The sequence below is a fragment of the Ignicoccus hospitalis KIN4/I genome, assembly GCF_000017945.1.
Lineage (GTDB): Archaea > Thermoproteota > Thermoprotei_A > Sulfolobales > Ignicoccaceae > Ignicoccus > Ignicoccus hospitalis.
Window position 1 is genome coordinate 1,227,114 of the sequence record NC_009776.1, and the last position, 14,403, is coordinate 1,241,516.

Consider the following 14,403-nt stretch of genomic DNA (forward strand, 5'->3'; position numbering starts at 1 on the left):
GTATAATGGCTCAACCCCCCTTGGTCTTCGGCGGGCGGCTAGAGGAGGGCTCGCCCTACGCGGTGTTAGGGGTACCTCTGGAGCACGGGCCCACGTTTAGGGAAGGCACCCGGTGGGCCCCGTTAGAAGTTCGCAAGGCCTCCAACTACATCGAGTTTAGGTGTGAGCTCAGCGGCTCGGACGCGGACCTCCTCGGGTTTTACGACTTGGGCGACGTCCCCGTGGTCAACGACGTGAAGGAGTCCTTAAAGCTCGTCGAGGCTGAAGTAAGCTCGACTAAGAAAGTTCCTTTGATAATAGGGGGCGAACATACCCTCACTTACGCCGCGCTAAAGGCCTTGAGGCCCGACTGCCTAGTGGTCTTCGACGCCCACTTGGACGCGAGGGACGAGTACGCGGGAGACCCTTGGAGCCACGCGAGCTGGCTCAGGAGGGCGCTGGAGGAGCTCGAGCTCTCGAGGGTGGCGGTAGCCGGGGCCAGGGCGTACGTCGAGGAGGAGGCCCGGTTCCTAGGGAAGAGAGGAGTGTTGTTCGGGAAAGACTTGAGAGGATTTTTAAAAAGGTACTTGAGGGGGTGCAAGTCGATATACGTAAGCTTGGACATGGACTACTTCGACCCCTCGGTGGTCCCCGGAGTCTCCAACCCGGAGCCGGGGGGAGCGACGTTCTCGGACTTCTTAGAGCACGTAAAAGAGTTGCAACACTTGCCCTTAGCCGGCGCGGACGTGGTGGAGCTCTCCCCGCCCTACGACCCCTCCGGGGTCAGCGCGGTCTACGCCGCGAGGGCCCTCATAGAGTTAGCTACTTCTTTGAGACCTCTTTCTCGATCTCCTCTAAGTCCATCTCGTTGAGGACCTTCATTATCTCCTTGTACCTGTTTCTCACAGTGACCTCGGTTACTCCGGCAACGTTCGCTATCTCCTTCTGCGTCCTCCTTTCGCCCTTCTGCATGACAGCTATGTATATCACTGCCGCCGCTATGCCCGCGGGGTCCTTTCCGGCGGTTATCGGGTGCCCCTTTATCTTTTCCATGATCTTCATGGCGTATTCTATTATATCGCCCCTGAGCTTGAGGGCCTCGCCTATTCTGGGTATGTGGTCCATTGCGTCGGCGATGGGCACCTTTAGTTTGAGCTCTTTAGTTATAAGCCTGTAACACCTGGCCACTTCTTTCCTATTCACCTCCAACTTCTTAGCTATCTCGTCCAAGGTGCGCGGTTGGTGGTGGATCCTACAAGCGGCATATATTACAGCCGCTACTACGGACTCTATGCTCCTCCCCCTAACGAGGCCCTTCTCCACGGCCTTCCTATAGATTACCGCCGCCTCTTCCTTGATCTGTTTCGGGAGGTTCAAGAGGTTTGCCATCCTGTCGAGCTCGTTCATAGCTATAGTTAGGTTCCTATCCATACCCGTCTGGATGCGCGCCCTGAGCTGCCACTTCCTAAGCCTCTGGACTTCTTGCCTCTTCCTAGGGCTTAGGCGCTTCCCTAACGCGTCCCGATCCCTATGATCTATAACCGTGGACAAGCCGTGGTCGTGGAGGGTGGGAGAGAGGGGGGCGCCGGTCCTACCCCTCCTTTCCCTCTCCTCGGGGGTGAAGGCCCTCCACTCGGGGCCTTGGTCCACGTACCGGTCCAGCACTATGGTACCGCAACGGGCGCACACGTACTCCCCGGTCTCCTCGTTGAAGACTATGTCGGTGCTCCCGCACACGGGGCAACGGAGCCTAAAAGCCTCCTGTTCGGGCAACCTAGCCCACACCCCTTTTACTCGTTTCGTTGATTACACGACCCTAGATATTTATAAATTTTACGCATGAGGTGTACTATCTCTAAGCGAAGGATAGGAGGGGGTAGGAGCCCCGCAGACCCCTCGCGGGTGTGGTGGGCCCGGGGGGATTTGAACCCCCGACCTACGGGTCTCTCCTACACGGGTCACCGCTCCAGACCGCGATCATCGCCTCGCGGCTCTTCCAGACCCGTAGATTTCGTCTGGAGCCCGCCGCTCTGCCTGGCTGAGCTACGGGCCCACCAGATTTCATCCGTGTTGTACGTATGACCGGGGTTTAAAATGCTTAACAGCACGCCTTCTTTATGAGGAGAGCGCTCACTTCTTCCGCCTCCTCCACCCCTAGCCCCTTCAAGTTGGAGGCGAACAGCTCCCTACCGGCCTCCACGCCTCTGCACAAGGCCCTCCTCAGCCCTCGGGCGGGGAGCCATATCACGGCGTCCAGGTTCAAGGTCTTCATTCCGGCCTCCCTCGCTGCGCGGGCCCACGTCCTCACCGCCTCGTCCCGCTTTGCTCCCATTATCTCTTCGACCGTGCCCTCTACGAGTCCGGAGGCGCAAGTCACCGTCGCCACCCTACTGTCCACGGGTACGGGCACGTCCCCCTCGGCCTCGACGCCGGCGGCCTTGAACGCGTAGTAGGCCATTTTAGAGGCGAACACCACGGTCTTCTCCGTACCCTTAGCTCCTAGGACCCTCGCGAGCTCTTGCCTTAACGCGTCCAAGTCCTTGTACCTCAAGGGGTTTGCAGAAACCCTCTCCAAGAACTCCTTGACCCTCTCTACCCTCCTCACCTTCTGCTCCTTCAACGCGACGTTGTACCTACTCTTTTTGATGAACTTTATGAGGTTCTCTACGGTTGGTTCGTGGGAGCTGAAGAACTCCCCGAACTCCGTCCAGTACTCCTCCCCAGTCCCCTTGAGCCTGTAGCTGACGAGCGCGTTGCCCACCACGACCCCTAAGGACGCGAGCCCGTGCCTTTGTACTACCTTCTTTATTGCCTTCAACTGGGGATCCTTACTCTCTATCTGATCAACGTACTTCTTCAAAATAGAGAGGGCTTTTACGACGTCCTCCAACTCACGCACCGAACTTCTTGGCTCTGTTGGAGTAGTTCAACATCAAATTTATTAAGTCGCGGCCGCGGATCCTCAAGATCCCCTTCCTAACGGCACGCTCGTTATATTCAACGGCCTCGTCGGGTATGAGAGTGGGGGCGTATAGCAGTACGGGCACCGGGTCTCCGGTGTGTTCCTTCACAGTCACGGGCGTCGCGTGGTCGGGGGTGACGGCGAACACCGCCTCCCCGTCGTAGTAATCCAACAAGTAGCCCAAGACGTAGTCCAACGCCTCTATCATTTTAATTTTGTTCTCCACATCCCCGTCGTGGGAGGCGGCGTCCGTGCCCTTTATGTGGACGAAGACCATGTCGTAGTCCTTGAGGAGCTCGACGGCCGTCCTAGCCTTGCTCTTGTAGTCCGTGTTAACGCCGCCGGTGGCTCCCGGAGGCACTATCACGTCCATGCCCACCGCCCGGGCTACTCCTAGGACGAGGGCGGTCGCTCCTACAGCTGCAGCTTTGATGCCGTACCTCTCTTGCAAGGTGGGCAATTTCTTTCTCATCATTCCGGCCCCTCTGAGCAACACTATGTTAGCCGGAGGAAGGCCCTTTTCGACCCTCCTCTTGTTGGCCGGGTGGTCCTTGAGTATTTGGTAGCTCCTAAAGGTAATTTCATTAATCACTCTTGCAGTCTTCTTGGCCTCGGGGGTGTCCCTCAAGGGCCTCGCCTCCTGGACGGGCTTGCCCACCTCGTGAGGGTCCGTGTCGCTGACCTCGTCGCTGAGGCCCTCCCCTTTCAAGACCACGGCCACTCGGTGCTCCGTGGCGTGGTAGAACCTTACCTTAACGCCCTCTACTTCGCTGAGCTCCTCGTTCAAAGCTTTCACGAGTTCCTCCGCCTCCGGCAAGTACCTTCCGGCCCTCCGGTCCACTACGACGAGACGGCCTCCCCTCTCCTCAACCGTGGCGAAGTTTCCTCTGAGGGCCACGTCCCCCGGGCCGACCTCTGCTCCCACGCCCAAGGCCTCGAAGGGCCCCCTCCCCTCGTACCACTCGAAGGGGTCCAGCCCGAAGAGCGCCAAGTGGGCGGTGTCGCTCCCGGGAGGGACGCCGGGGGCTATCACGTCCATCAGGCCCGCTTGGCCCCTCCTCGCCGCTTCGTCCAGGTTGGGGGTGCTGGCGACCTCCAGCGGGGTCTTGTTACCCAAGGACGGCACCAAACGGTCGCCCATGCCGTCCCCTACGATTAACACCATCTTCAACTGCTTCAAGGCGCTCGCTCCGATACTTAGACGCTCGGCGCTGTATTATTATCCTCTGGCTCAGAGGAGGGAAGCGGAAGAGGACCTTGAGGCCCAGGACTCCCGAGGGACCTAGGTTTCTGAGGTCGGACGGGACGCCGGACAAGGCTACGAGGATACATAAGGAGGCTAAGTGGTTGGACTTCGCTCACCCTCCCGAGGCGTTGCACTCCCCCAACAGCACGCTCCGCGCCGCGCTGCTGGAGTTCTTGGCGACTCACAGGCTGAACATCATAGTAGTAGACGGCGACAAGTACGTGGGCGTAGCAACTCTTCCCCGCTTGGCGGCTACGGTAGCGCTCTGGAGGGAGAGGGAGGCGCCGATATACAAGATCTTGCTAGAGGGCATTAAGAGAATAGAAGAGAAGGTAGCCCCCGTGGCGGACGGGATGGGAGATAAGGAGGTCGCAGAGGTTTTGAGCTCCCTCCCCCCGTCCGTGGACGAAGTGCCAGTAGTCAAGGAAGAGAAGGTAGTGGGGGTGCTCAGAGTTAGAGAGGTTTTGCTTAGGGGAAGCGTTGACGTTCCCGTAGGCTCCTTAGCGGAGCCCCTGCCTTCTGTGGGCAGCGTAGGGGAGGCGTTAATGGAGATGGAGAACAAGGACTTACCGGTCGTAATGGTGGGTGACAGGGTTTTGGACGCGAGGGACGTAGCGAGGCGCATATGGGAGGAGAGGACGGAAGAAATAGGAAGGGTGAGGTTCGAGGACTTATTGACGGAGCCCTACGAAGTATTTAAAGAGAACGTGACTATCAAGGAAGTCTTAGATAGCCTCGACCCCCTTAAAGTCGATTACGTGCTCGTGGAGCGCGGGGAGGGCTACGGCGTCGTCCCCTTGCCGAAGCTCGCGGCGAAGGTCATCCACCCCTAAGTGTTTTGTGTGCGACGCGATGTTGGGCAGGCTCGCTAGGTACCTCAGGATTATGGGCTATTCCACAAAATATAGCGTAGAGGAAGACGAGAAGATACTCGAAGGGCTCGGGGACTGTATACTGCTCACCAGAGATAAGGGCCTCTGCTCCAAGGCCGGGCCCAACTGCGTTTACATCTCGTCGGGAGACCTAAAGGAGCAGCTCGCCCAGCTGAGGCTCGAGATAGGGTTGCCCCTAAGGCTCCCGGAGAGGCCGTTGAGGTGTTCCGTCTGCAACGGCCCCTTGGAGTACGTGGGCAAAGTCGGGGACAGAGAGCTCTGGAGGTGCAAGGTTTGCGGTCAGCCCTACTGGATGGGGAGTCACATAAAAAGGATTAAGAGGACGCTGGAAGAGGTAAACAAAACCTTGGGGTTTACTTAGTCCTCTTTAATCTAAAGCCCAACGAGATCACGTTGGTAGGGCAGACCTCGACGCAGCGCCCGCACCTAAAGCAGCGGTAATCGGTCACGTCCTTGTTCTTTAAAACGTAGTCGCCCATAACGTCTATACCCATAGGGCAGACCATGCTACAGAGCCTACACTTGGTGCACCTACTCACGTCGTTTATCTTTATTTTAAACGGGTCATACTTATTCATGACGAAGCCGTAGAGGGCGCCGATGGGGCACACGAACCTGCACCAAGCCCTCTTTATACCGAAGACCTTCTCGGCCACTACGTTGACTATCAAGGCGAAGACTACGAAGGCTCCGTACGCCAAGGCGGTTCCTGCCGCGGCCCCCGGCACGTTAGCTATGACGCCGAGCACCGCGCTGCCTAGCTTGGACGCGTTCGAAGTGGGAGATATCGTAGTGTAGAAGGGGTAGCCCAAAGCCCAAGAGAGCAGGACGTATGCTATTAAGGCGATTATCGGTACCGCCTTCTCTGCTTTGGTAGGAGTGTGGAAGGTGGAGTGCCTCGGCTGGTTAGGCAAGTTCAGCTTCTTCTCGAAGATGCTGAAGAGGAGGTCCATCGGGCACACCCAGCCACAGAAGAACCTGCCCAGAACGGAGTACAGCGCGACGACCACCAGCACGGCGGTTAAGCTCTCTATCGTGGCGTAGTGGGTGGCCGCGAGCATTTCTAAGAACGCTATTGGATCCAACATTGGGATGTATATTTCGTTTACCTCCATTCCCGGCAAGGCAATGGTCTGGTTGAGTACTATATCTATTGGCCTGCTCGAGGCCAAGCTCCCGTTGAAGAGCACTCCTCCGGTGAACAGCTGTATAGAGAACATTATTAGGATGAACAACTGGAGGGAGCGTCTTAGAAGGGTCCACTTCCCTCTAGGCGGCCTGCCCCTCAGCCACTTCTTCACCTTACCGACGGCCTTCAACCTCACTCACCTAGGCCGCTGCTCTCCAAGGGCTTCGCTTTGCGGACGTTAAGTAGGTAGTCCGCGTTGAGGGACGACCTTATAGTAGCGGTGAAGGGGTCCGTCTCCTCCGCTTTCTTTATTAACTCTAAGTACTCATCATAGGTCATTCCGGTGTTCTTGAAGTTCTTGATCCTCTTCTCGTACTCCTCCTTCGGTAGGACGTGAATTGCCGCTCCGGGGACCGGGCAAGCCCTTACGCAAAGCCCGCAGCCGTTGCATTCCTCACCTTTCACTCGGGTGTGAACCCCCCACTCGTTGAAGTGGAAGTCGAACACTTCCGAGCCTCTGGGGCACGCGGAGGCACAGCTCTTGCAGTCGCCGCTGTTCCACGCCCAACACAAGTCCGGGTCTATGAGGGCAACGCCCATCTTAACCTCGGAGGGCTTAACTTCTTTGAGGGCGTCCGTCGGGCAGACCTCTGTACAGCGCATACACAGCTCGCAAGGGTAGTTCATTACGTCATATACCACCGGCGTGCCGACGTACTTAAGACCCTTTTCCAAGCCCCTCAACTTCAAAGTGTGGTAGTTCATGTGAGTACAAGCGGTATAACAGAGCCCGCACCTTACGCACTTCGAATAGAAGTTCTCGTCCGCCCCGGGGGGCAACAGCTCGTACTTGTCGTACTTGTACTCCTTCGTGTAGGTCTGACACTTGTCGGGTAGAAGCGGGTTCTTTACTAAGTACTTCCCATTTACCTCTTCTACTAAGTTTAGCGCCTTGTAATAGTTTATCTTCTCTTGGCTCTCGAGCACCCACGGTTCGTAGTAATAACCGTAGCACTCGTCATTATGTTCTTCATTCTCCTTTGCTTCGAGCTCCTTTAGCACCTTTTCCGCTATGGGGGCAGTCTTAGTTATAGCCGGTATGGCCGCGCTGGAGATCAACAGCCCTTTAATGAGGTTGCGTCTCGAGGGGTTCAAAGCCTCGCGACCCACTGCGTTCCGCTGAAGCGGAACCTAATAACGAGGACATTTACATTGCGAGGGCGATACGAAAAGATGGGTAGAGTAGGGACGCAAGCCCTCATTGAGGAGATAAAAAATAAAAACGTGTGTTAGGCTAGCTCGGTCTTACAGTCCGGACAGTAGTCCTTTAGGTTTATGTCGTACTTGGGAGCCGAAGTCTGCACCGGCGCGGTGACGGACTCCGGAATCTCGTCGGGCCTGGCCTTCCTTATCTTAGCAGCACAAGTCTTGAAGTCCGGCTGGAAGAAGTACGGCTGGACGTCGTAGTTGTCCAGAGTTATTGCGTTGGCTAGCTTGTTGGGGTCGAACCACGGTATGAAGACGTAGTCTTTCCTCGGACCTCCCAGGCCGGTCTTGGGGTTGAGTACCCTTGCCGGGACTACGATCTTCCCTCTCGGGCTCTCCACCACGACCCAATCGCCAGACTTTATACCCAGCTCTTCAGCGAGTTCGTAGTTTATCTCGACGTAAGCGGTGGGCTTGACGCGGTAGAGCTCCGGCACCCTACAAGTCATAGTGCACGTGTGCCAGTGCTCTATCACCCTTCCGGTGGTCGCCACCAGCGGGTACTCGTTGCTGTCCCTCACGGATATTATGTTACCGTCCTTCGTCCTGTACCTCAAGTTGAAGCCGGGCGCCTCGGCCGGGGCCAACGCTATCTGGAATATCGCGGCGACGTCGCCCTTGTAGGCCTTCAGTGCCTCGCCCCAGCTCATCTCCTCCAGCACTTGCAAGCCTCTCTCGGGGTCGCCGTCAGCTGGCTCAGCTTCGTACTTCTTTACTATCCTAAACGGACCCTTCGGCTCGGAGAACACGCTTATCTTGCCCTTGAAAGCCGCGTCGGCGTCCAACTTCTCTTCGGTTATTAGCACAGTCTTGTTTATGGTAATCTTTCCGGTCTTGTGGTCTATGTTCACTGGCAACCACGGCCTGGTCCACATGGTGACCCTTCCGGTGGGCTTCGGATAGATGACGTTGTACCAGTCCTCCGGCAAGTTGTTCTTCCTCTTGTACTCCTTGTCGTCTATCTCCTCGACTATGTTCTTCAATATCCACTTGAGCAACGGCGGGTTGTGCCACAACTTTCCGAGCCACTTCTTCTTGTGTATCGGGTGGAGCTTCGTATCGTCGTAGTTCATTATTACTTCGTGTATCTTCTCCGGATCGTCCAAGTCCTTAATCTTGTTATACAAGTCCTTAATGACCTCTGGATCTGGCATTAACGCGTCGTACGGATAGACATACCTCATAGCGCTCTCGTAAGTGTCATACCTCTTCTTCACGCTGGGGTTGTAAGCGTAAGTCCACGGCCACGGCCAGCGGAAGGCGCGCTGCTGCTCCCAAGTCCTCTTACGGAAGGTCTCTCTGTCGGGGTAGCTGAAGTCGTAGTAGGTGTTCTTCGCAAGCGCCCTGATATCGTAGTTCCATATCCTATCGAGCACCTTCATGTGCCACTTCAAGTCGTGGCTCTTCTTCACTACGTAGTCTACCCAGCTGGTCCCGGCTTTCTTCGCCGCCTCGTCGACTCTCTCGGGGAAGAACACGCTCACTATGCCCTTCGGTACCAGGCCTTCGTCCTCCCACGCCTTGCCTAACATGGCGAAGATTATGTGGTCACCAACCGCCTCCCCTGGCGGCTTGACGAGGTAGCGTGCGATGGAGTACCTCCTCTCAGTACAGCCGTAGAAGAACTCCTTCTCGCCGTAGGCGGCCGCGGGCAATATCAAGTCAGCCAAGTCGGTGGTCCTAGTGGGGTAGATGTCGCTGACCACCACGAAGGGGAACGCCGGGTCGTCGTCGTGGGGCTTGGCCATGCCTAGCCTGAACTTGTAGAGGTTGGGCAAGCTCTGGCCGGGGTTCGTCTCGGCTATCCATACAACCTTTATCTGGCCGGCGTTGACCCTGCGGAACAGCTCTATCACGTGCGGGCCGGGGACGGGGTGTACGTAGATCTTCTTCATGGTGTCTTGTATCTCGGCCTCGGAGTAACCTAAGTCCTTCATGAGCTCCGCGGTCACGTTCCTCCAGATGTTCTCCACTTCCTCCCTCGCAGCCTTGTTGGCTATTAGCCTACCGTAAGGGAGCACGTGGGCGAGGCCTCCTTGGTCCCTTATGCCGCCACACGCGTTAGGCTGGCCGGTCAGGCTGAGCGTGCCGCTACCATACTTGCCTATCTTGCCAGCTAAGGCCAAGAAGTCTATTATTGCGTTTATGCTGTGAACGCCTTGGATCTTCTGGTTTATACCCATCGTCCAGAGGACTAGCGGCCTGCCCTCCGCCAACCACTTCGCTGCGAGCTCCATGGCCTTCACGGGCTCTATTTCGACGAAGGGGTCGTTACCGCTCAAGTTGACTTGGGTGGGCTCCAGCTCGCCGCTCGCTATGAGCTTCTCCGCCAAGCTCCTCTTAATGAGTGGCTTCTCGTCGCCGAAGAGCAACTTCACCATTACTTCCGGCTTATACATTTCGAAGAACTTGACGAAGAGCGCGAAGCCCTTCCACCAGTCCTTCTCGACCTCGTCCTCGTTCTTGTACTCCTTCCCTACGCTGGGGTACATGGCGTAGTTGGAGTTAATGCTAGCGGTGGTACCCATGTCCCATACTTTGTTTGCCTCGCCTAGGTTGTTGTACTTGGTATTGTAATCCTTCAACGCCCAAGTCTTCTGGGACTGCTTGATTACGGCAAAGTCAGCATGCCTCTTGAGCCAGTCTATGTCTATGTACTCAGGGTTCTCGCACTCTACCTTACCGGCTTCGGGGTCGGCCTTACACTTGGCTAAGCGGAAGAGCAGTATGTGTATCAACGTGTTCATGAAAGCGACGTCCATTGACCACCTAAGTGGTAGCCAGAGGTCGCTGACTACTCCGGTCCTAGTCTTCCTGGGATCCGCGAGGATTATCTTGCCCTTGTCGCCTAGCTTCTCCTTAACCCTAGCTATCCTACCGAAGACTATTGGGTGCGCCTCGGAAGTGTTGGTACCTATTAAGAGGAAGGTGTCCGCGTGAACGCCGGTGTTAGGCTCTGGGACGTCTATCAAGTCGTAGCTGGTTTCCGGTTCGTCGGCGCCAAAGCTAGTTATGTAGCCACCGACCGCGGAGACCATACACATCCTCGGGTTTCCGTCTAGGTTGTTGGTGTGGATACCGCCCTTGGTTAGCTTGTTTATGACGTAACTCTCCTCAGTCCCTAACTGGCCGCTCCCGTAGTAGGCGAAGCTGTGTGGACCGTACTTCTGTAGGGCATACTTCATTATTGCAGTGAAGAACTTGACTGCGGTATCCCAGTCCACTTCGACGTAATTGCCTCCGTAGACCCAGTCGTCTATGGGTATCTTCGCGTCGACGTTCTTGTTGACTTGCTTGTTCTTGACCCTCGGGGCCAGAGGTATTTCTTCCGGCTTGATAGGCGGCCTGTTGAGGTCTGGGATTATCCAGTCCTTGTTAACCATTGGCTTCCTGAGCCTCCTCTTCCAAGCGTTGGGCTCAGCCCAACCCATGGCCTTGTGTATGTAGAAGGCCTTGGTACACATGGCACCGTGGTTGACCGGGTAACCGGGCATTCCGAGGATTCCGTAGACCTTACCGTAGCTGCTAAGGCCGGTCTCGGGGTCGACGATGGCCATCGCTTGGACTCCACAACCGGTCCCACAGAATCGGCACGGACCTATGGGAACGATGGTCATCTTTCTAGGACCTTGCATGTTTAGGACAGAGTTTATCGACGCCTTGACTTCGCCCTCGAGCTCCTTGTTGATGACCTTCGCCGCCTTGCTCGCGGTTGCCATAGCGGCTCCTAGGGCTAGGGCCTTTAGTAAGCTCCTTCTGGTAGAACTCGGCAAGGCAGACACTGCACCCGATACTAGCCTCATTCCAGGAGCTAATATACGCTCTCTGTATATGGGAGGGCCGAAAGTCGGGTTGTGCTCCCTCGTCTTGTCAGTACATGCTTCAAAACTTGGGACGCATTGTTTTTGAAATAAAATAGAGGTCCCTCGAACTTCAGAGGGAACGCAACAGATCCTCGAAATACTTGCGAGCTTCATCAGATAAAGATATCTCGCCCCTTTCCAACATCTCTTCCAACTCTCTCCTCGCGTCGTCGTCCGCCAAGAACCCCCATACCACGAAGGCCTTCGCAACGCCCTCGATCGTTTCGCCGGTCTTTATTACCCTCTCTAAGCTCTTTACGTCTGGCGCCTCTACATAGAATATCAAATAAGCTGGATTATCCGTCTCGTATATCTCAAAACCTAACTCCCTCAACTGGGAGGCGATCCTCGCGTACTCCTCTGTGCCCCTATAGTTAGGGGCGACTAAGAAGAAGCCCGTCGCAAAGGGCACTAGACTCGCACCGCTGAACACTTATCCAAAATTCATTAAATAGTGACCGCCCGGCGCTCGGGGCTCAATATGAAGCTGCTGAAGTACAAGACTTACCCAGAGGTTGAACTCGAAATAGAGGACTTCGAAGGACAGCCCTACTTGTTCTACGAGGAGTGTAGCAGCGGCATAAGGTTGGAGGCCGCACTGGAGGATGAGCTAGTAGAAGAAGCTAAGAACGCCTTGGAAGGCGAGCTGCCGGACTCCTTGCTGGCCTTATTGGGTATAGAGGTTTTCGGAGAGGACCTCGAGGCTCTTTGCGACGAACTTAGGGCGAGGGGGTTCCAGTGCGAGTTCAAGCGTAAGGAGGACGAGGAGTACTGTGAGAGCATAACCCTCAAGCTCTCCTCACCTAGCTCCAAGCTAGTAAAAGTAGTAGTGGAAAACGGTAAAATAAAGGTTTATCCCGCCAACGCCCGGAAGGGCTACATAGCCTTCAAGTGGGACGGCCGTAAGGCCACTTTGGAGGCCGCGGTCCCCTCTGCAATCCTCTCAGCCCTCGAAGACAAGGACGATAAAATCAAAGCTTTGATCGCTGCGTTGGTGCCGGAGCTCAGGGACGTAGGGGTGGAGGACCCAATTGAAGTCCTAAAGGCGCTAGAAGACTCCGGAAGAGATTATAAATTTTGTGTCGAGCGGAACGAACGTTTAGTAAGTTGGAGGCTCGAATAGCGAGACGAGCGTCGATTAGTACTCTAAACGTCCTAACATATTAGTGTTGTCCCGAGCCCCCGTAGGGTAGATCACATTGACCGTAGTCCTACAGAAGACGGACGTTCCTCTGCAAATAGAGAAGCCGGCGACCAGAGAGCTCGTGGACAAGCTATGGGAGGTCGCCGGGGAGGCGAAGTACATCCTAGTAGAGGCGAGGGACGTAGAGGAGGCGCGCAAGGCCTTGTACCAGTGGCTCAGCGAAATGGAAACCAAGTACATGTACGGCGAAGTGGAAGTGCACCCGCTGATAAGGGCTCAAGCGCTTGAAGCCATAAGGGTATTCAAGAACGTCATTGCCCCTCTGAACGAGAAGCTGACTGGTTATTCCGCCTTGAAGTACTTGTACAAACTGGCGAGGTATGAGGGCATTGAAGAAGTCGACGAGGGCTTCGTCCTGGAATTCATTCACTTATTCAAGGCGATTTATGGAAAGCCGGACATATACCCCGCAAAGTACGCGGAAGGTCTAGGGTATTTCGACTTCTCCAAGTTGAAGGGGCGCCAAGCCGGCATAGCCCGGAGCGAATACTTGGATAGGTTGGCCTCACGGGTCTGGGAGTACATAAAGCGTTACCCCAGCGGCCTCGACCCGGAGGTAATAGAGAAGAGAAAGGAGAACCGAAGGAAGATATTGGAAGTTTTGGGAGGAAGCGAAGACGACTGGAAGGACTACAAGTGGCACTACAAGAACGCGCTAAGGGGTAAGAGGGCAATAAAGGTGTTGAAAGAGCTCGTAAAGGGGTTGAGTGAGGAAGACTGGAAGGCGCTGGAGGACGCCGTCAAGTACAACGTCCCCTTCGGGATAACTCCGTACTACTTACACCTCTTCGACTTTGATGAGGGCTGGAAGCACGACTACGCGGTGAGGAGGCAAGTGCTACCGCCTCTCCACTACGTTAAGGAGATGGTTGCTCACCTGGACGAGAGGGAGTACTACTTCGATTTCATGGGAGAGCACGACACCAGCCCGCATCCGTTGATAACTAGGAGGTACCCCATGGTAGCGATACTAAAGGCCGCCCACACGTGTCCCCAGATCTGCGTCTACTGTCAGAGGAACTGGGAGATAATGACTGCTATGGACAAAGAGGCCATCCCCACCAGGATGACTATAGATGAAGCCATAGACTGGTTCGCCGAACACCCCAATATAATAGACGTTCTGGTGACCGGCGGCGACCCCTTCATACTAAGGGACGAAGACATAGAACATATAGTGAAGAGGCTGAGCGAGTTGGACCACGTCAAGATGATAAGGTTCGGCACCAGAACTCCAGTTACCGTTCCCATGAGGATAACGCCGGAGTTCGCCGAAATGCTCGGCTCTTACATCGAGCCCGGAAAGAGGAATATCCACGTGGTAACTCACGTAGAACACGCCTATGAGGTAACTCCGGAGATGGCCGAGGCCGTGACCAACTTGCGCAAGAACAAGATATACGTCTATAACCAGCAAGTGTTCACCTTCTGGAACAGCAGGCGGTTCGAGACCTCTGCCCTTAGGATAGCGCTGAAGAGCATAGGCATCGACCCGTACTACACGTTCTACCCCAAAGGGAAGTGGGAGACGAAGGACTACCTAGTGCCCGTGGCCAGGATACTCCAAGAGAGGAAGGAAGAGGCGAGGGTCCTACCGGGCACCTTTAGGACGGAAGAGCCCGTCTTCAACGTCCCCAGGCTGGGCAAGAACCACTTGAGGGCGTGGCAAGACCACGAGCTGATAATGATAAGGCCCGACGGCAGGAGGGTGTACTTGTGGCACCCGTGGGAGAAGAACATCCAGTTGGTAGCGCCGTACATCTACACCGATATAGTGTCTATTAGGATGTACTTAGACAAGCTGAAGGAAGTCTTCGGAGAGGACTTGGAGGACTACAAGAGCATATGGTACTACTACTAA

Annotated in this window: 12 protein-coding genes and 1 tRNA gene; 5 read left to right on the top strand and 8 right to left on the bottom strand. The window is 55.6% G+C overall.

Annotated features, from left to right (window positions below; all coding sequences use genetic code 11):
- The first annotated feature begins 5 nt into the window (after positions 1–5).
- Positions 6–851 carry an arginase family protein gene (locus tag IGNI_RS07100; protein ID WP_012123511.1) on the top strand — a complete coding sequence of 282 codons (846 nt, stop codon included), beginning with the start codon at positions 6–8 and terminating at the stop codon, positions 849–851.
- On the opposite strand, the gene IGNI_RS07105 is transcribed toward IGNI_RS07100, so the two are convergent.
- The 4 genes from IGNI_RS07105 to IGNI_RS07120 all read right to left on the bottom strand — a co-directional run bounded on the left by IGNI_RS07105 (position 802) and on the right by IGNI_RS07120 (position 4,121).
- Positions 802–1,752 carry a transcription initiation factor IIB gene (locus IGNI_RS07105; RefSeq protein ID WP_012123512.1) on the bottom strand — a complete coding sequence of 317 codons (951 nt, stop codon included), beginning with the start codon at positions 1,750–1,752 and terminating at the stop codon, positions 802–804. The genes IGNI_RS07100 and IGNI_RS07105 overlap by 50 nt on opposite strands.
- Positions 1,753–1,884: 132 nt before the next feature.
- Positions 1,885–2,032: transfer RNA gene (locus IGNI_RS07110), tRNA-Trp, on the bottom strand.
- A gap of 45 nt (positions 2,033–2,077) precedes the next feature.
- Positions 2,078–2,869 (bottom strand): N-glycosylase/DNA lyase, encoded by a 792-nt coding sequence (locus IGNI_RS07115; protein WP_012123513.1) that lies wholly within the window; start codon positions 2,867–2,869, stop codon positions 2,078–2,080.
- 1 nt (position 2,870) lies between these two features.
- Positions 2,871–4,121 (bottom strand): 2,3-bisphosphoglycerate-independent phosphoglycerate mutase, encoded by a 1,251-nt coding sequence (locus tag IGNI_RS07120; protein ID WP_012123514.1) that lies wholly within the window; start codon positions 4,119–4,121, stop codon positions 2,871–2,873.
- A gap of 77 nt (positions 4,122–4,198) precedes the next feature.
- Here IGNI_RS07120 and IGNI_RS07125 point away from each other — a divergent pair, with 77 nt between their 5' ends.
- Both IGNI_RS07125 and IGNI_RS07130 read left to right on the top strand, forming a co-directional pair.
- Complete coding sequence (locus IGNI_RS07125; RefSeq protein WP_012123515.1) at positions 4,199–5,020, top strand: hypothetical protein; 822 nt, start codon at positions 4,199–4,201, stop codon at positions 5,018–5,020.
- 7 nt (positions 5,021–5,027) lie between these two features.
- Positions 5,028–5,441: a Mut7-C RNAse domain-containing protein gene (locus IGNI_RS07130; protein ID WP_012123516.1), complete on the top strand. Its 414-nt coding sequence runs from the start codon at positions 5,028–5,030 to the stop codon at positions 5,439–5,441.
- On the opposite strand, the gene IGNI_RS07135 is transcribed toward IGNI_RS07130, so the two are convergent.
- The 4 genes from IGNI_RS07135 to IGNI_RS07150 all read right to left on the bottom strand — a co-directional run bounded on the left by IGNI_RS07135 (position 5,434) and on the right by IGNI_RS07150 (position 11,750).
- Entirely contained in the window at positions 5,434–6,399 is a 966-nt protein-coding gene (locus tag IGNI_RS07135; protein ID WP_012123517.1) for a 4Fe-4S binding protein, read from the bottom strand. The two genes, IGNI_RS07130 and IGNI_RS07135, sit on opposite strands and share 8 nt — an antisense overlap.
- Positions 6,400–6,401: 2 nt before the next feature.
- Complete coding sequence (locus IGNI_RS07140) at positions 6,402–7,364, bottom strand: 4Fe-4S dicluster domain-containing protein (RefSeq protein ID WP_012123518.1); 963 nt, start codon at positions 7,362–7,364, stop codon at positions 6,402–6,404.
- Positions 7,365–7,498: 134 nt separating this feature from the next.
- Positions 7,499–11,194: a molybdopterin oxidoreductase family protein gene (locus tag IGNI_RS07145; protein WP_238374089.1), complete on the bottom strand. Its 3,696-nt coding sequence runs from the start codon at positions 11,192–11,194 to the stop codon at positions 7,499–7,501.
- Positions 11,195–11,408: 214 nt separating this feature from the next.
- Positions 11,409–11,750: a nitrate reductase subunit D gene (locus tag IGNI_RS07150; RefSeq protein WP_012123520.1), complete on the bottom strand. Its 342-nt coding sequence runs from the start codon at positions 11,748–11,750 to the stop codon at positions 11,409–11,411.
- 69 nt (positions 11,751–11,819) lie between these two features.
- Between IGNI_RS07150 and IGNI_RS07155 the strand changes: the two genes are divergently transcribed.
- On the top strand, positions 11,820–12,461 hold the full coding sequence (locus IGNI_RS07155; RefSeq protein ID WP_012123521.1) for a hypothetical protein: 642 nt from the start codon (positions 11,820–11,822) through the stop codon (positions 12,459–12,461).
- A gap of 76 nt (positions 12,462–12,537) precedes the next feature.
- Positions 12,538–14,403, top strand: a complete 1,866-nt coding sequence (locus IGNI_RS07160; protein WP_012123522.1) for a KamA family radical SAM protein — start codon at positions 12,538–12,540, stop codon at positions 14,401–14,403.